General features: G+C 63.2%; 16 protein-coding genes. 8 read left to right on the top strand and 8 right to left on the bottom strand.

The features are described from left to right. Position 1 precedes the first annotated feature (1 nt). Positions 2–808 (top strand): precorrin-6A/cobalt-precorrin-6A reductase, encoded by an 807-nt coding sequence (locus KBY75_RS11395; RefSeq protein WP_255023979.1) that lies wholly within the window; start codon positions 2–4, stop codon positions 806–808. A 3-nt stretch (positions 809–811) separates the two neighbouring features. Here KBY75_RS11395 and KBY75_RS11390 read toward each other — a convergent pair whose 3' ends face one another. From KBY75_RS11390 to KBY75_RS11375, 4 genes are all read right to left on the bottom strand, one after another. Next, on the bottom strand, positions 812–1810 hold the full coding sequence (locus KBY75_RS11390) for an adenosine kinase (RefSeq protein WP_254937026.1): 999 nt from the start codon (positions 1808–1810) through the stop codon (positions 812–814). Further along, on the bottom strand, positions 1810–3129 hold the full coding sequence (locus KBY75_RS11385; protein WP_254937027.1) for an adenylosuccinate synthase: 1320 nt from the start codon (positions 3127–3129) through the stop codon (positions 1810–1812). The genes KBY75_RS11390 and KBY75_RS11385 overlap by 1 nt, the downstream gene beginning before the upstream one ends. A gap of 88 nt (positions 3130–3217) precedes the next feature. After that, a complete protein-coding gene (gene psb27, locus KBY75_RS11380) occupies positions 3218–3652 on the bottom strand; it encodes a photosystem II protein Psb27 (RefSeq protein ID WP_255023978.1) in 435 nt (144 codons plus the stop codon). A gap of 47 nt (positions 3653–3699) precedes the next feature. Further along, entirely contained in the window at positions 3700–5526 is a 1827-nt protein-coding gene (locus tag KBY75_RS11375) for a proline--tRNA ligase (RefSeq protein ID WP_255023977.1), read from the bottom strand. Positions 5527–5666: 140 nt separating this feature from the next. On the opposite strand from KBY75_RS11375, the gene KBY75_RS11370 reads away from it, so the two are divergent. Beyond that, positions 5667–6155: a hypothetical protein gene (locus KBY75_RS11370; RefSeq protein ID WP_254937030.1), complete on the top strand. Its 489-nt coding sequence runs from the start codon at positions 5667–5669 to the stop codon at positions 6153–6155. A 359-nt stretch (positions 6156–6514) separates the two neighbouring features. Here the strand turns inward: KBY75_RS11370 and KBY75_RS11365 are convergent, their stop codons facing one another. Then, positions 6515–7213 (bottom strand): class I SAM-dependent methyltransferase, encoded by a 699-nt coding sequence (locus KBY75_RS11365; protein ID WP_254937031.1) that lies wholly within the window; start codon positions 7211–7213, stop codon positions 6515–6517. A gap of 82 nt (positions 7214–7295) precedes the next feature. Here KBY75_RS11365 and KBY75_RS11360 point away from each other — a divergent pair, with 82 nt between their 5' ends. Next, positions 7296–7658, top strand: a complete 363-nt coding sequence (locus KBY75_RS11360) for a 2Fe-2S iron-sulfur cluster-binding protein (protein ID WP_106502554.1) — start codon at positions 7296–7298, stop codon at positions 7656–7658. 29 nt (positions 7659–7687) lie between these two features. Then, positions 7688–8032 (top strand): Spx/MgsR family RNA polymerase-binding regulatory protein, encoded by a 345-nt coding sequence (locus KBY75_RS11355; protein WP_255023976.1) that lies wholly within the window; start codon positions 7688–7690, stop codon positions 8030–8032. On the opposite strand, the gene KBY75_RS11350 is transcribed toward KBY75_RS11355, so the two are convergent. Continuing rightward, entirely contained in the window at positions 7998–9539 is a 1542-nt protein-coding gene (locus tag KBY75_RS11350; RefSeq protein WP_255023975.1) for a hypothetical protein, read from the bottom strand. The genes KBY75_RS11355 and KBY75_RS11350 overlap by 35 nt on opposite strands. Positions 9540–9616: 77 nt before the next feature. Between KBY75_RS11350 and lepB the strand changes: the two genes are divergently transcribed. Beyond that, on the top strand, positions 9617–10384 hold the full coding sequence (lepB, locus tag KBY75_RS11345; RefSeq protein WP_396096967.1) for a signal peptidase I: 768 nt from the start codon (positions 9617–9619) through the stop codon (positions 10382–10384). Here the strand turns inward: lepB and KBY75_RS11340 are convergent. Then, a complete protein-coding gene (locus KBY75_RS11340; protein ID WP_254937034.1) occupies positions 10347–11627 on the bottom strand; it encodes a dihydroorotase in 1281 nt (426 codons plus the stop codon). The two genes, lepB and KBY75_RS11340, sit on opposite strands and share 38 nt — an antisense overlap. A 3-nt stretch (positions 11628–11630) precedes the next feature. Next, positions 11631–12965, bottom strand: coding sequence for a histidine phosphatase family protein (locus KBY75_RS11335; RefSeq protein ID WP_255023974.1), 1335 nt, complete (start codon positions 12963–12965; stop codon positions 11631–11633). Positions 12966–13048: 83 nt separating this feature from the next. Between KBY75_RS11335 and KBY75_RS11330 the strand changes: the two genes are divergently transcribed. The 3 genes from KBY75_RS11330 (at position 13049) to KBY75_RS11320 (ending at position 16835) form a co-directional block, all read left to right on the top strand. Then, the gene (locus KBY75_RS11330) at positions 13049–14464 is read left to right on the top strand and encodes a CPBP family intramembrane glutamic endopeptidase (protein ID WP_254937036.1); all 1416 of its coding nucleotides are present in this window, start codon (positions 13049–13051) and stop codon (positions 14462–14464) included. Between the two features lie 66 nt (positions 14465–14530). Further along, entirely contained in the window at positions 14531–15004 is a 474-nt protein-coding gene (locus tag KBY75_RS11325; RefSeq protein WP_255023973.1) for a hypothetical protein, read from the top strand. Between the two features lie 13 nt (positions 15005–15017). Next, on the top strand, positions 15018–16835 hold the full coding sequence (locus KBY75_RS11320) for a penicillin-binding protein 2 (protein WP_255023972.1): 1818 nt from the start codon (positions 15018–15020) through the stop codon (positions 16833–16835). Positions 16836–16993: the final 158 nt, after the last annotated feature.

The following is a 16993-nucleotide window of genomic DNA, read 5'->3' as shown; positions in this document are numbered from 1 at the left end:
GGTGGATCCCATCCTGATGCACCGACCTGAGATTCACCAGACCTCGCCCCGTCTGTGGCTGATAGGCGGCACCGGCGAAGGCCCCGTGGTGGCAGAGCGGCTGCTGCAGCGCGGCTGGCACCTAACCGTGAGCGTTGTTGGTGCAACAGCGGCCCTGGCCTATCGCCCCCATCCGGGGCTAACCCTGCGCGTTGGCGCCATTGATGGCGAGCAGGGGGTGTGGGCAGAACTGGCGGCCGCCGAATCGCTGGGTTGGCCCTACGCGGTGGTGGTGGATGCCAGCCATCCCTTCGCCTGTGTGGTGAGTCGCCAGCTGGCCGCCGTGTGCAAGCAGCGCCGCCAACGGCTGATACGGATGCTGCGACCCACCCTGCCTGGAGCGGCAACGATCCTGCCGAGCCTGGAGATGCTGCGTAGTCGCTCGCTGCAGGGCCACCGCCTCCTATTAGCAATCGGTGCCCGCCAACTAAAAATGGCGCTGGCCTACAGCCCCGGCGCCCGTCACTTCGCCCGGCTGCTGCCCAGCCCAAGGGCCCTACAGCTGGCCATGGCAGCTGGCTTGGTGGCAGATCAGGTCGCCTGCCTCCGCCCAGGCTCGGAGCTTGAGGTGGAGCGGTCGCTGATTCGCCGCTGGCGCATCACCACGGTGTTGGCACGCCAGTCGGGCGGAGTTACTGAACAGCTCTGGCAGCAACTCTGTGCCCGCACAGGCCCCCAGCTATTGCTGATCGGCAGGCCAGCAGAGCCAGCGGGAGTACAAGCTTTAAGCCAAAGTTGCCTATTGGAGGCTCTGGTGCTGCCGCAGTGAGGCTCAGCCCAGGTGCTGGGCTACTAGCTGCTTGAGCGAGCCCTGGGGCCGGGGGCCTAGCTGGGTCACGACCTGACCTGCGCAAAGGGAGCCCAACCGTCCACAGGCGTCGATGGCCTGGCCCTGGGTGTAGGCGTGCAGGAAGCCAGCGGCGTAGAGATCACCCGCCCCTGTGGTGTCAAGCAAGGGACCGAGCTGGAAGGGGGCGACGCTGTGGGTGCCGGCGCCATTGAGTACTACCGATCCCTGTTCGCTGCGGGTGAGGGCTGCCAGCTTGCAGCGTCCCCGCACCTGGTCGGCAGCCTCTTCAAAACTATTGGCCTTGTAGAGGGCAGTGATCTCCATTTCGTTGGCAAACAGGATGTCGACGTGGCCGTCCACCAGCTCCTGAAAGCTTTCGCGGTGACGCTCGACGCAAAAAGCATCCGACAGGCTCAAAGCCACCTCGCCCCCATGGGCGCGCGCCACCTCGGCCGCAGTGATGAAGGCCGCCTTGGCCTCGTCGCTGTCCCAGAGGTAACCCTCTAGGTAGAGCACCTTGGCTTGGGCAACCATCTCAAGGTCGAGGTCGGCTGGATCCAGCCCCACCGAAGCACCTAGGTATGTGCACATCGTGCGCTGGGCATCTGGAGTCACCAGGATCAGGCAACGGGCCGTGGAGGGCCCCTCCGTGGCCGCAGGGGTGTCAAAGCGAGCTCCAACCGAGCGGATGTCGTGGCTAAAGATCCCCCCCAGCTGATCGTTGCGCACCCGACCGATAAAGCCCGCCCGGCCGCCCAGTTGGGCAACCCCGGCCAGGGTGTTGGCAGCGGAGCCACCAGAGGTTTCAAGGCCCGGTCCAACGCTGGCGTAGAGGCGCTCGGCTTGGGCTTCGTCCACCAGGGCCATGGTGCCCTTGGTTAGTTCGAAGTTGTCGATCAGGTCGTCGTCGGCTTGCACCAGCACGTCAACGATGGCGTTGCCAATGCCGACGACGTCGTAGCTCTTGTCCATGGGATCCATCAGGTGCTCAGCAGGGCCCGCTTGGGACCGTGAATGGGGTCTTCCACAACGATCGTCTGATCGCGGTTAGCGCCAAGGGAAACGATGGCGATCGGCACCTCCATCAGATCGGCAAGAAAGCGCAGATAGCTCATCGCCGTTGGAGGTAATTCCTCGAGGCTGCGGCAATCTGCAGTAGAGGTTTGCCAACCCGGCAAGGTTTCAAAGATCGGCTGGCAGCGGGCGAAATCCTCCGAACTGCTGGGGAAATATTCGATCCGCTCGCCGTCGAGTTCGTAGGCAACACAAACCTGGATCTCGTCGAGCTCATCGAGCACATCGAGCTTGGTGATGGCCAGGCAATCGAGGCCGTTCACCTCCACCGCATAGCGACCGATCACCCCGTCAAACCAACCGCAACGGCGGCGGCGGCCCGTGGTGGTACCAAACTCACCGCCCCGATCACAGAGGTGATCGTTGAGGCTGCCCTGAAGCTCGGTGGGGAAGGGGCCTTCTCCTACCCGGGTTGTGTATGCCTTGGCTACCCCGATCACCCGATCGATCAAGGTGGGGCCCACCCCTGCTCCGATGCAGGCACCGCCACTCACCGGGTTTGAGGAGGTGACATAGGGATAGGTGCCGTGGTCAAGATCCAGCAGGGTGCCCTGGGCTCCCTCAAACAGGATGTTTTGGCGGGCCCGCGCAGCGCTGTGGATAGTGCGGGTGCAATCGACCACATGGGGCGCTAGCCGCTTGCCGTAGCCGACGTATTCGGCCACAACCGTCTCAAAATCCAACGGCTCAAGGCCGTAGAGCTTCACCAGAATTTCGTTCTTTTCGGCAAGGGGGCCGGCTAGGCGATCCCGCAACCGATCCGCATCAAGAATATCCAGGATGCGGATGCCATTGCGCTCCGATTTATCTGCGTAGGTGGGACCGATGCCTCGGCCTGTGGTGCCGATGCGGCGATCGCCGCGGCGCTGCTCCATCGCCTGATCCAACAGGCGGTGGTAGGGCATGGTGACGTGGGCCGTAGAAGCCAGCTTCAAGCCACTGATGTCGATGCTGTAGGTGGCGAGCATGTCGAGCTCGCCCAGCATCACCTTGGGATCGACCACCGTGCCGGAGCCGATCAAGCAAATTGTGTCCGGGTAAAGGATCCCGGAGGGGATCAGGTGAAGTTTCAGCACTTTGTCGTCCACGACGATCGTGTGGCCGGCGTTCACCCCGCCCTGATACCGCACCACAACGTCGGCTGAGCGGCTGAGAAGATCCGTGATCTTGCCCTTCCCCTCGTCACCCCACTGCGCACCGATGACGACAACGTTGGCCAAGGACACAGCGGCCCGGAGCCGCTTCTGAGCACAATCCGAGAGCTTCTCAGATCGTGGGGTCCTTCGTCAAAGATGGACTGGTCGGCTCAGGGCCTTAGGCGCCGCGAGTCGCGTTCGTTTCTGCCTTCTTGAGCTCCTTGGCGATCCGCTCCTTAAGCGCCTCAGGCAGCGGGCGATTGGGATAATTGGTGTAGTGGCCAGCCAGGGAGTTGATGGCCGTCTGCATGGTGGTGAAAGAGCCCAAACCGTTCACCGCGCTGCGGGGGCGGTAGCGGGCCATGTAGCCATTGCTCAGGCTGCGAGCTTCGATCTCGGCCTCAGCGCGGGCAGGATCGTCGGCCCCTAAGGCAATGGTGCTCAGCAGGCTGTCGGCCACCGCCACAGTGTCCTCGACGTAGTTACCAGAAAGACCAGTATTTGCAGAGCTACAGGCAGTCAGAGCAAGGCTGAGGCAGAGCACCAGCGCTAGGGCCAAGCGTGAAAAAAGCTGCTTCAGCCGCTGGCGGAAGGAGGGAAGCGCAGCGGCCATGGGTGAAATGCGAATTCCCCGATCCTAGAAGCCGCCTGAGGGGCCATTCAGACAGGCAGGCCCATGCGCTGGCTTGCCAAGCATGGCAGCAGGGTCTCAAGCAGCTCAATGGCCGGCAGATCGCGCTTGCTGCAGCTGGAGCGCTCCACCAACTCCACCTGACCATCAGCAGCTCCGCGACCCACCACTACCCGCCAGGGAATACCAATCAGATCGGCATCCTTAAACTTCACTCCAGCCCGCTCACTGCGGTCGTCCAGCAATACATCTACACCTGCTTCCTGGAGACGCAGATAGAGCTGCTCAGCCAAGCTGCTCTGCTCGGCTTCGGCCCAATTGGCCGCCACCACGATCACTTCGAAGGGCGCAATCGATACGGGCCAGCAGATGCCATTGCCATCGTGATGTTGCTCAACAGCCGCCTGGGCCAAACGGGAGACACCGATGCCGTAACAGCCCATCCACAGGGCTTCTTCCGAGCCAGCCTCATTGGTGAAACGGGCCTCAAGGGCCTCTGAATATTTGCGGCCCAGCTGGAAAATGTGTCCCACCTCGATGCCCCGACTTGCCTGGAGCTGCTGGGAGGGGTCGTGTTGGCAGCGATCACCTGGTTGGGCGGCCCGCAGATCAAGGCTCTCAGGGCAGGGGCAGAGGGATCCCCAGGCCGCGCCTACTAGGTGGATATCGGTGCTGTTGGCGCCACACACAAAGGCGCTGAGTTCAGCAGCGGTGCTGTCAGCTAGTCGCAAGAAGTTTTTGTTCCAGTGACCGGAATCGCTCAGCAGCCCATCGGCTAGGTGGGGACCCATAAAGCCAAAGGGCAAGGGCAGCAGCCCTTCGCCGGCCGCGGCCTCCCTAGTAATTGGGGAAATGTCCAATAGCGCCCCGTGCTCCGCCGAGCAGCGGGCCGTGACTGCATTGGCCAGCTTGACTTCGTTGAGTTGTTGATCGCCCCGCAGGCTCACCAGCAGGGGCTGGGCGCTTTCATCTTCAAAACGGGCCAATAACATCAACACCTTTACGGCTTGACAGGGCTCAATGCCATGGCCAGCGCAGAGATCTTCAATACTGCTTTGGCCAGGGGTGGCCAAAGGTTCACCCTTACCGCCAGCCCGCGGTCCACCCGGTAGGGAAATTGGGTCGGCGGCTAACGAAACAGCCCGCTCCTGGTTGGCGGCGTAGGCCCCATCGGAACTGGCCAGAATCAAATCCTCACCGGCCTCTGCCGTAACCATGAATTCCTGGCTGGCCGATCCACCAATCGCACCGCTGTCTGCCTCCACTGCGACAGCTCGCAAACCACAACGGGCAAAAATGCGTCTGTAGGCTCCGTCCATAGCGGCGTAGGTTTGCCGCAATGACTCCTCATTGGCATGGAAGGAGTAGGCATCTTTCATGATGAATTCGCGACCACGCATTAAGCCGAAGCGGGGACGAATCTCATCGCGGAATTTGCTCTGTATCTGATACAAATTGACAGGCAACTGCCTATAAGAGCGCAACAGATCGGTCGCCAGATATGTGATCACCTCCTCATGGGTGGGCCCCAGCCCCAACTCACGCCCCTGACGATCCTCCAGGTGGAACATGATCCCCTCCCCTGCGGTGTAGCCGGCCCAACGGCCGCTGCGCTGCCACAACTCAGCCGGCTGAAGTTGGGGCAACAGGGTTTCAAGGGCTCCGGTGCCGTCCATCTCCTCACGCACCACCCGGGAAACCTTCTGGAGCACCCGCCACATCAAGGGCAGATAGGCGTAGATGCCCGAGGCAACCCGTCGGATGTAGCCGGCGCGAAGCAGCAGCTTGTGAGAGGGAATCTCAGCCTCCGACGGATCGTCGCGGAGCGTCACCAGCATCAGGCGGGAGACGCGCATGGCAGGAGCTTTCGATGAGGGCGGAACTTATCACCGACACCCAGCCAGGGGAGCCGGTATGGGGGTGACCACCGCTGCTGACTACCTGCAAAACCCCTGCTATGTTCTCGATCTGATCCCGTTAGTCCAAAAGCCGTCTCATGCCACCCCAGCCCAGTTCTGCAAATGGATTGGGGGCAATCGGGCTACCTGCTGGTCTTATCGCCCAGGCCGAACCTGCAGATACGGGATCCACTGAGATCGCTGAAGGTCTAATCGGTATTGATGAGGTCCAAAGGGCTCTCAACCGCTCTCGGGCATCTGTATACCGCTATACAAATACTGATCCACGCAATCTCAATCCGCCTTTCAACGCGCGCAAGTTGAATCCGGAATACCGCAGCGATCAAAAGGATCCGCTGATGTTCCACCCCAACGAGGTGGCCCGTTTTGCCCGCGACGTGCTGCGGATCAAGGAGGTAACGGTTGAGGTACTCAACTCACCCTCCACTGCCACCCAACAATTGTTGGGTTCGATTCTCGAAGAGCTGCGCTCGATCCGATTGCGCCTAGACCATCTCGATGGCCGCCCTGCAGACCTGAGTGCCCGCCGCGATCAACACGATCAAGGCTCCCGCCCTGCCGCCTAAACATCGACATGGCTAGTTGAACGAGTAGATAACTGTTAGATCCCCAATTTCTGAGCCATAGTGCCAGAATTGAAAAAGTCCCTTTGAATTTCCGAGTGGAATAGGTGCTCTTGTGCGCCTTTCCTATTGCTATGGATTCAGTTCCCCGAGATTCCCAACCCTCTTCCATCGCCCATCTTGCCGAAGCGAGCCCGCCAGAGCGCGACCTTGATGAGCAGGGCGAAGATCCATTCAGTACGGGCCCCCAAGCCCTTTCAGGCCTGCTGGGAAGCCTGATCGCCCTGGCCACGGCTGTGGTGCCGCTAGCCATGGTTGTCGCTGGACGACCCTTCAGCTATTCGGCCCCGAGCTTCGAGGGCTCAGGGTCGGCGCTGCAGCAGAAAGCCCTCGTAGCCGAGAGCCTGAAAGATCCTTGCCGGATCTCCAAAGCCAGCCGCGTTGACGAGCGCCGTTAGCCGCGCCTCACCAATCGGGTGGAGGCCTTGGGTAAGAGGGGCGAGATCGTGAGGATCAGCGTTGAGGCCACTAGCCCGTTGGAAACCCATCCAGGCTGCCTCCACCTGGCTTTGCAGGGTTGATCGCTCCGGTGCCATCAAATCAACCAGCACGAGTTGGCCACCAGGCTCAAGGCTGCGGGCAAGGGCTGTAAGGAACGCAAGCTTGCTGCCATCGTCTGGCAAAGACTGCAAAACCAGCACGGACAGGGCGCCAGCAAAACATCCGTCGGCGTTGAGGTCCTCGACCGTGGTTTGACGCCAGCTGATCGACTCGACACCCAGTCGCTCTTGAGAAGCCGCGAGCATCTCAGCGGAGGGATCGATTGCGGTGAGCTGCCAGTCCGGGCGCTGGGCCCTTGCCTCTACCAGTTCTGCTCCGGTGCCGCAGCCCGCCACCAACACAGCTGCACCAGAGCTGCCGGCCCTGGGCGAGGCAGCCAGCAAAGCAACCGCCAGGCGAGCCAGGCTGGCGTATCCCGGAATCAGCTGCTGGACTATCAGGTCATAACCAAGAGGCAGGTCATAACCAAGAGGCAGGTCGGAACTGAGGGGCGTTGACACAGCTCGTTCGCGAAGGTTCCGATGCTAGGCATCGGGACGGGCGTGACCTAAGTTGAACGGCGCCCATTCCCCCAGCTCGACCGTGCCCACCATCCGTTTTGAACAGGAAGGCCAGACGGTCGGTTGCATCGAAGGTGCCAATCTCCGCAAGGCTGCCCTGGATGCGGGCATCAACCCTTACAAAGGGCTCAACAACGTCAACAACTGCGGTGGCATCGGCCAGTGCGGCACCTGCGTCATGGAGGTGATCGAGGGCATGCAAAACCTTTCACCCCGCAGCGATGTCGAGGAGGTTTACCTCTCGGATCGTCCAGCCAATTTCCGCCTCAGCTGCCGCACCAGCGTCAACGGCGACGTCACCGTGCGCACCAAACCGACCAACGCCGTTGGCCAGGGTTCAAACAGCCTGGTGGGAGCTTTGAAGTCCCTAATCGGCATCAAATAAGCGGCCGGCAACCCAATCCGTAGCTCCGGATGAAGCTCTATAGCTATCCCCGCTGCAGTACCTGCCGCAAGGCAATCGCCTGGCTGACAGCCCGTCAACTAGCTGCCGAAACGCTGGACATCACCGAGCAGCCCCCCAGCATCGCCGAACTTGAGCAGGCCTTGGCCCAGCTTGGAAGGCAGCGCCTGTTCAATACCAGTGGGCAGAGCTATCGGGCCTTGGGAGCCGCTGCGGTGCAGGTTATGGACGACCAGTCCGCCTTGGCCGCGCTGGCCGCGGACGGCAAATTGATCAAGCGGCCTTTTCTGGTCGCAAACGACGGGAGCATCCTCACCGGCTTCAAGGAGCCGGAGTGGCTGGATCTTCTGGGCTAGCGGGGCCAGGAGCGGTCATCAACTGGTCGAGCTCCTGGATCAGGGCTTCGATTCCGGCCCTGTTGATCTGGCTGAGATAGGTGCCCTTGGCGCCGTCTATCAAGGTGCACAGCAGCTCCTGGGAGCGCTCTAGGGCCGAGCCGCTCTCGAGGGCCGCGGCCAGCTCCTCCCAGAACCGGTCGATGAATCGCTGCAGTAAATCGAGCTGAACGTCATCGCGGCGAGAAAGCTGGTTGCCAGTGCTGCGGGAAAGCTCAAGGAGGCTGTCGACCATGCCGCTCGCTAGCTGGCGACTGATGCCGGTCTCGACCTGGAGCAGCGGTTGCAACTGGCGTAGCGGTGCCGGCACGACGGTGCGCTCGAGACTCTGACGCAGGCTGTATCCCAGCAAACCTTGCAGCTCCGGCGCAAGCTTCGGTGCCACCCGGCTCAGCAGCAGCGGCGCCCAAATCCTCACCAGCTCCACCAGCGCCCGCTCGTCGTTGCTGCTGGCCACACTCTGATGCCTGCGCAGGGCTCGCAGGCGCTGGGGCCAGCGCCGCGAACGAATCAAGCCCTGGGTGCCATCGAGGATCTGCAGTGACAGCACTTCAAACAGCTCCACCGCTAGCAGCGCCACCACCCCCCGGCTCACCACGGCCCGCAGCGGCTCAAAATTGACCAAGCCGGAGGTCTGCAGGCGCTCAAGCACCGGTACCAGCCGCAGCCAGCGCCAGAAGGGCAGCAGCAGGGGCAGGTCGCTCCAACGGCGCAACAGGGCATCACCCCAGCTGAGGCCCGGCAGCCGGCGCCGCAGCCGGATCAGCCGCAACAAGATGTCTAGGACAAAGACGCTCTGAAACAGCAGCAGGTCGATGCGCCAGAAGTGGTCTGTGGGTCGGCCGTTTTCATCGATAGAGCGCCAGTAGTTGGTCGCCACCAGCGGCAGCACCTGGTCGTTCCAGAAGCGCCGCTCCTGGCTCCAGCCGCTGGTTCGTATCCGCTCTGGACTCAGCAACAGGCTGGAGGCCTGGCGAGCGGAATCCCGGTCCGCCCGCTGCCGCAAGCGATTTTTGATTTTCTCCAGGGTTCCCGAGGCCTCAGATGCCAGAAATGGATTGCTATCGATCAGCTGGGCCGTGAGTTGGGCCTGACGATTTAGCAGGAGCACCTGGCGAGGCTCGGGTGCCTGGCCGGCCGGCAGGGACAGCAGGGCCGCATCGAGTTGGCGAAATTGCTCCAGGTATGCCTGGGTCTCCCGGTGGGGCTCAATGCCCTTGATCGGATCCACCAGGGGGGTGACATCCGGGATGACGGTGAGGGGCACCACTAGGGGCACCGAGGGGATCGGGTAGAGGTTGCGCTGCAGCCAGAAGGTGCGCAGCGGCACGTAGGTGATGTCGAACGCCACCCACAGCAGGTTGACGCTGGCCCACACCGCCACAAAGCGGTCCCAACCCAGCATCCAGCGGCCCACTGGCTCCGCCGATGCCGACTTGGTGCGATCTTGCCAGCGGGGGGACGCCATGGTCTTTGGCGGGGTGGTTGTTGTGCCTAATCTGCCCTGTCTGGTTCGGTGAACCTGAACAAAGGAGATCTGCTGTCTTGAGCCCTTCCAACAGTCCAGAGAGTGGTCAGGTTGCCAATCAGGAGGGCGGCAGTCCCAGCCCATCCCTGATCCAGCCCGAACAGGCACCCCAAGAGAGCCCCTGGGACTTCTGGCGCAGCGTCCTGATCACCTTGGCTGTGGCTCTAGGTATTCGCCAGTTTCTGGTGGAAGCCCGCTACATCCCCTCGGGTTCGATGCTGCCAGGGCTGCAGCTTCAGGACCGCCTTTTAGTGGAAAAGCTGAGCTATCGCCAGCGCTCGCCGCGCCGCGGCGAGATTGTCGTATTCCATTCGCCCCACCGCTTTGACCCGGTGCTGGCAGCTGGATCAAGCTCCAATCCCCTGCGTTGCCTGCTGGTGAATCTGCCTCTCCTGGGCAGCCTGCCCGGGGTTGCCAACCCTGCCTGCGATGCCTACATCAAGCGGGTTGTAGCTCTGCCCGGTGAAAGGGTTGTGGTGGATCCAAGGGGACACGTATTCATCGATGGCCAGCGGCTGGCCGAGCCCTACGTCCAAGGCGATTGCCCCGTAGATAGCCAGGGTATGGGTCCATGCCGAACCTTGAATGCCGTCGTTCCAGCTGGCCACGTGCTCACCCTGGGCGACAACCGGGCCAACAGCTGGGATGGCCGCTTCTGGCCCGGGGGAGCGTTCCTGCCCGAAAGCGAAATCATCGGTCGGGCCTTCTGGCGCTTTTACCCCTTCAACCAAACCGGTGCCCTTGGAGTCACAAGCTCCAGTGATCTGCCGGCTGCAGGCCGGTAGCCCGCACGGCCCCGCATAGCGACTGGCCCAAGCGAGGCTGGTTTGCTGCCATCGACAAGGATTCACTCCGCTCCCAGCTCCAGGGGTGCTGGGGGTCAAACAGCAGCCAGCGGCGAGTTCCGTGGCTTAATTGCTCGGGGGGCAGCCCCAGCAACTCGGAGCCTCCCCAGCTCAGGGCCTGCCAGAGCAGCTCCACGCCCCAGCCGCGGCGCTGCACCAGCTCTTGCCACAACAGCGGCAGCACAAGCCCATGGCGGGCGCCATGGCCGGCCACTCCGGCCCGCCGCTGATCGAGGGGCAGCAGCTGCTCTTCCGCATCAAGGGGCAGATGGTGCACGGCCACGGCCGTAAGCAGCCGCTGCTCTAGGCCAGCGAGCAAGCCCAGGCGATCAGCGGGAGTTCCCAAGCTGGGCCGCAGCCGCCAGCCCTCCTCGGTGGGGTGGAGATTGCCGCTATCAGCGAGCAGGTGCCACCAGCTGACGCTGGCCAGGGGGCGCTTGGGGGCCTGGGCCAACAGATCCACCCCAGCGGCTGTGGATAGGTTCATAAGCCGCAGCGCCACCGCCGAGCGCGCCTGAGCCAGGCTGAGCAGGCTCTGCAGCGGCAGGGTTTCGCTGAGCTCCGGATCAAGGGGCCAGCCCGCCCGAAGAGCATCAACCCCCTCGCGCACGAAGCCACCGCCGCTAAAGCCGGCATCGCGCGGGGCCACCAGCACGGGCCGGCTGCCCATCTCCCCCAGCAGCAGGCCCCGCTCCAGCAAAGCCAACGGTGGTTGCTGATCAGCGCAGGCCAAACCGATTGCACCGGCAGCGATTTGATCGGCATGGGGGGCCAGCTCCTGATCGGCACCATCCAGGCTGAAACTGCCCCAAAGCAGTAATTGCATCGGCTCGGCCCACTCCAAACCAAGCCGCTCCGGTCGATCACGCCAGGGAGTTGCCCAGGGCAGCAGGGCCACGGTGCCGTAGCCGCCAGCAGCAGCGGCGGCCGTCAAGCTGGCCAGATCTTCCGCTCGCCCGCCGCAAGGTTGCTCCAGCACGCTGTGGGGGTCAACCAGCACTGGGGCTAGTAGCCAGGAACGGGCGTCGGTGGGGCTGAGGCCAAGGGCCTGGGCCCTATGGCTGGCGCCTTCGCCCCAGAGGAGCAGCTCGCCACCCCTATCGATCAGGGCATCTGCCCTAATGATCGGTTGGCCAGGACCGGTGAGCAGCTGAACCTGGTGAAGCCAGAGGGGGAGCGTCAAAACTCAGAGAGCACCGGCTGCGGTGCGATCCAACACGCCTCCAAGATGGGAGGTGAGGTTCATGGCGGCCACCACAGGACGGCCAGCTGGACCATCGGGGTAATCAATCACCGTGACACCGCCATTGCCCTGCTTTATGGCCCATATGTCGCTGGGTTGTAGGCCCAGCAGCCCGCACAGGATGGTCTTGTTGACCGCGTCGTGGGCCACCACAAGGGCAGTTTCGTCGGTGCGGAGGCTGGCAGCTATGCGAGCCCAGGTGATTAAAGAGCGGTCCCAAACCTCCTGGAGATTCTCCCCCTCAGGCATCTGCACGGTGTGGGGTGCCCGCTTCCAATCGGCCAGCAGCTGGGGCCAACCTGCGGCGATCTCCTGCTCCAAGCGGCCCTCCCAGAGGCCGTGGCCGATCTCCACTAGGCCCGTGCTGCTGGTGAGGGGCACACCAGGATGGCTAGCGAGGATTGCCTCGGCCGTTTGGCGTGGCCTGGCCATGCAGCTGGTGTAGGCGCGATCGATGCTCACCGGGGCGAGAAAGCTGCCAGCGGCCTCGGCCTGGGAGCGTCCGTTGGCATTGAGGGGAATGTCGATCTGGCCCTGAAAGCGACCCTCTCGGTTCCAGTCGGTTTCGCCGTGACGCACCAACAGCAGTCGGGCGCCTGAAGCTTTAGGGGGCAGGGGCTCACCCAGGTGGGCCACCCCATTGAGCGACTCCACCTGGGCGCCGCCCTTGCTGACATTGAGCACAGAGATGGAACAGTTGTCGACCCGCAGCCGGCGGAAGCCGCTGAGGGGCAGCTCCAGCAGGGCTAGTAGTAGGCAACGCAAGATGGCGTTATGGGCCACCACGAGCACGGTCTGGTGAGGGGCCTGATCGTCAGCTAGCGCGGCGGCATGGCGGTCAAACAGCAAATGACGGAACTGCTGGGCCTGGGCCATCAGCTCCTGCAAAGGCAGGTAAGCGCTGCCATCGGGGCGCTGCAGCTCAAGTAAATCAGGGGCTTTGCGCCATTGCTGCTCCTGCTCGGGGTAGCGCTCCTGCAACTCCTGTCGCAGCAGACCGCTCCAGGGGGCCAGATCAATTTCCAGCAGCCCTTCCGCCTGTTCGGCAACCAGGTCCTGGCCCTGCTCGGCCAGGAGCAGTCGGGCGGTTTCAGCGGCCCGCCGCAAAGGGGAGCAGTAGGCAGCGGCGCAGGTCAAATCGCGCAGGGCCGCTCCTGTGGCACAGGCTTGGCTCTGGCCAGTTGCCGTGAGGCTCGACAGGTCGTCGCGGCCCTGGATTCGATGCTCCAAATTGAAGCTGCTCAGCCCATGGCGCACCAACACAATCCGAAGGGGCACGGGCTCGTCGCTGCTCAGATCCCATCGTATGGGAGGGGTGCGGGCCAGAATCCCGACACCGGCGCGCCCTGGAGGGCCTGCGTTTGAACGCCAGCCCCCCCCCGCAACCCCGCCAGAACGCTGGATGGACCACTGGACTTGCCCTGCTGAGCCTGGTGCTCAGTGGCCTGCTTTGGATCGCTGGCCTGGTTGACAGCCTGCAACGCCCATCTGTGGGCAATTCCCTGGAGCTGCGCCAACTGGAGCTGACCGCCCTGGCAGCACCAGCACTGCCGGCTGGCCTGCGCCAAGCCCTCACTGGCGCCCAGCCCCTCGAGGCCCTGCGCCTTGATCTGCAGAAACAGTTGGATGGCAATCCCGTGCCGCCAGCACCTCAGCAAGAGCTGCAACTGGCCCTACTGGAGCTTCAGGCCGGCCAGGGGAGTGCTGCACGCCAGCGGTTACAAGATCTCAATCAGCAGGTGCCACCTGAGCAGCGCCTGCTGCTCAAGGCCCTGCTCGAACCAGTATCCAGAGCCGCCACCCGCGCCCCAGAGCAAGCGGCACTGGAGCAACTACTTAGGGGCTGGGACCTGTCTCCCCTGAGCAGCCAACTGGTGTGCCAAGCCCTAAGCGAGCCCCAAGTTGCTTGTGGAGATCGCGCCGCCCAGCAGGCAGCAGTGCTGCGCCTCCTCGGAACCGCCGTAGTGCCGGTGATGCTGCTGCTGCTGGGCTCAGCCCTGCTGCTGCGTGAACTGTGGCTGCTCTGGCGCGGCAAGGCAGCTCCGCCCGTCCCGCTGGTTGGGCCACCCCTCACCCTGGCGGAGGTGACCCTGCTGATCGCTGGCGGGTTCGTGGTGCTGGGCGAGCTGGTGATGCCCCTTGTGCTGGCGCCGCTGCTGCAGGGCCTGCTCAAACCGTTGTCCAGCCAGCCGGCCCTGCAACAGGGATTGCTGGTGTTGGGGCTCTATAGCGGCCTAATGGCAGCGCCACTTGTCTTGTTGTGGAGCCAGCTGCGACCCCATGGACCCAGGCCCCAAGGGGGCTGGTTGCAGTGGCACTGGCGGCCGCTGGCTAGTGCGCTGAGCCGAGCTTTGCTTCAGGTGTTGCTGGTGTTGCCGCTGGTAGCCCTGGTGGGATGGCTGCTGGAGCGTTTGGTTGGCGATCCCGGCGGCAGCAATCCCCTGCTTGAGCTCGTGCTCAACAGCGCCAATCCCCTTGCCCTGTTGTGTTTCGCCATTACGGCTTTGGTGCTGGCACCCCTATTTGAGGAAACCTTGTTTCGGGGGGTGCTGCTGCCGGTGCTGGCCCAGCGCTGGGGGGGGATGGCTGCAGTGGTCGTGAGCGCCCTGCTTTTCGGTATCGCCCACCTCAGCTTGGGAGAACTGCCACCTTTATTTGTGTTGGGACTAGGGCTGGGCTGGCTTCGGCTGCAGAGCGGACGGCTCGGGCCCAGCGTGCTGATGCACAGCCTCTGGAATGGCCTCACCTTTGCCAATTTGTTGTTACTTGCTGGCTAAGCGTCTGCCAGCTATTGCTGCCTGGCGCCAAGGGTGGTTCAATCGCGCAGTGCATTGCCCGATCCCTTGGTTGCCTCCCTTTTGCCCCGGCAGGCTCCACAGCGCAGCGTGACTGCAGGGGCAAATCCAAGTCGCAAGCTGCAGCAACGCACGCTCAAGCTGATTCAGGGTTCGCTCTCCGGCCGCAAACTGGAACGCCGCGCACCTTGGATCTCCAACCTGCACCGGGCCACTGATGGCACCCTGGCTGGTCTCGGAATCTGCATGCTTGCCCTCAGTGCCCTAACCCTGCACTGGCAAAACCAATGGGGTGTGAGCTATCAGCAGATGGAGTCGTCCCAAGTGCTGGAGCACAAGCTGCAGGAATCAGCCGCCCTCCTGGAACAGCACCACCTTGGCGCCGTGAAGCGTCCCGGCTGGCTGGTACCCACCAGCAGCGAAAAACTCATCTACCTGCCGGCCCCGAGCGTGGCTTCAGGCCCATCCGGCTTGCCACTGTTGAGCAGCCTGCCCCTGCGCCAGATCCGGACGGCCTATTGATGGCAATAATTCAATGAACAGCAGCCGTCAGCGCGGTCCGGTTCGGGCTCCTCGCAGCTCCCAGCAACGCGTGGTAGCCATCCAACCAGTTCCCGCTGGACGCCTGCTAGCTGTTTACGGCTTGCTCTGTGCCGGTTTAGTTGGCCTGGCGGGTCGGCTCGCATGGCTCCAGGTGGTGGATGCGACCAACCTGCAGACCCGGGCCCATGCCATCCAGACCCAAACCACCAAGCCCATCGGCAAGCGGCGCACGATCGTCGATCGCAATGGCCGTCTAGTGGCTCTCGATGAGCAGCGTTTCACACTCTGGGCCCATCCCCGTTATTTCAACTTCCCAGGCGACGACCCCCAGAAGATCCGCACGGCAGATGAGGTGGCCGGCAAGCTGGCGGCCGTACTCGCCCAGCCCAAGCCAGCCCTACTGCAAACCATGGCCGGTCGGCCTAGCGGCGTGAAGCTGCGCACCGACCTCGACCCCGAAACTGCAGAGCGGGTAAGGCAACTGGGTATTAGTGGTCTCGATCTAGAGGCCTATCCACACCGCATCTATCCCCAGGGCTCCCTCTTCGCCAACGTGGTGGGCTTTCTCAACCTGGAACGCGTTCCCCAGGCTGGACTGGAACAAAGCCGCGACAGTGATCTCAAGCGCCAGGAGACCGCCGTGCAGATGCGCCGCGGCGCTGATGGCACCCCCCTACCGGCCGGCTTAACGGCCGGCTCTCTCTACGGCGACGACCTGCGCCTGCAGCTCACGCTTGACGCCCGTTTGCAACAGGTAGCCCTTCAGGCCCTGGCAAAGCAGGTGAAGAAGTGGAACGCCAAGCGCGGCGCGGCCCTGGTAATGGACGTGCGCAATGGCGAAATGCTGGCCCTGGCTTCCACACCCACCTACGACCCCAATAAGTTCTGGACATTTAATCCGGGGTTGTTCCGCGAATGGTCTGTGCAGGACCTCTACGAACCTGGCTCCACCTTCAAGCCGATCAACCTGGCGGTGGCCCTGCAGGAAAAAGCCATTAAGGCCAATGGTCGCGTTGCAGACACCGGCCAGCTCAGCATCGGCGGCTGGCCGATCTTCAACCACGACAAACGGGCTAACGGCTTAATCGATTTCCCTACCGTTTTGCAGGTGTCGAGCAACGTCGGCATGGTCAAGGCCATGGCCCAGGTGAAGCGCGATCGCTTCTGGCACTGGCTGCGCACGATGGGGATCGACGAAACCCCCGACACCGACCTGCCCGGGGCGGTGGCCGGCGAGCTAAAGACGCGCAAGGACTTCACCGGCCAGGCGATCGAACCTGCTGTCGCCGCCTTTGGCCAGGGGTTTTCCCTAACCCCGCTGAAGTTGCTGCAACTGCACGCCATGCTTGCCAACGGCGGCCGTCTGGTGAGTCCGCATATCACCCGCGGACTGCGCTCCGGCGATGCCCTAGCCAGCGCACCTGCAGGCAGTGGTCTTCAGTTGCTTGATCCAGGCGTCACCCGCACGGTGATGGCCTGGATGGAATCGGTGGTGGACAACAGCAGCGGCCTGGGTATGAAAATTCCCGGTTACCGCATCGGCGGCAAGACCGGCACCGCCCAGAAGGCTGAACGTGGTGTCTACATCCCAGGGGCCCTGATCACCAGCTTTGTGGGCCACCTGCCCATCGACGATCCCCGTTACGTGGTGCTGGTGGTGGTGGATGAGCCCAAGGGGGGTAATACCTTCGGTTCCACGGTGGCGGCGCCAGTAGCGCGCCAGATCATCGATGCCCTGCTGGTGCTTGAGCGGATCCCCCCTTCCCACCCCAAGGAGCTGCAGAAAGCAGTAGCTAAGCCCCGCGCCTGAGCGCCTGTGGCCGTTCCCTCAAGGAAGGGCGTCGCTGCTGGGACAACCCGAAAACGCTGGCTAGCGTGGCTGCAACCCGGGTCGATGCCCCGCCATCAGCCCCCCTCATCCAGCCAATGGCCAACCTGCTCGACCAACTCGCTGCCATGACCGTGGTG

Source organism: Cyanobium sp. T1G-Tous (genome assembly GCF_024345455.1).
In the GTDB taxonomy this organism is placed as follows: Bacteria; Cyanobacteriota; Cyanobacteriia; order PCC-6307; family Cyanobiaceae; genus Cyanobium_A.
This window is presented reverse-complemented; position numbering and strand designations above follow the sequence as displayed.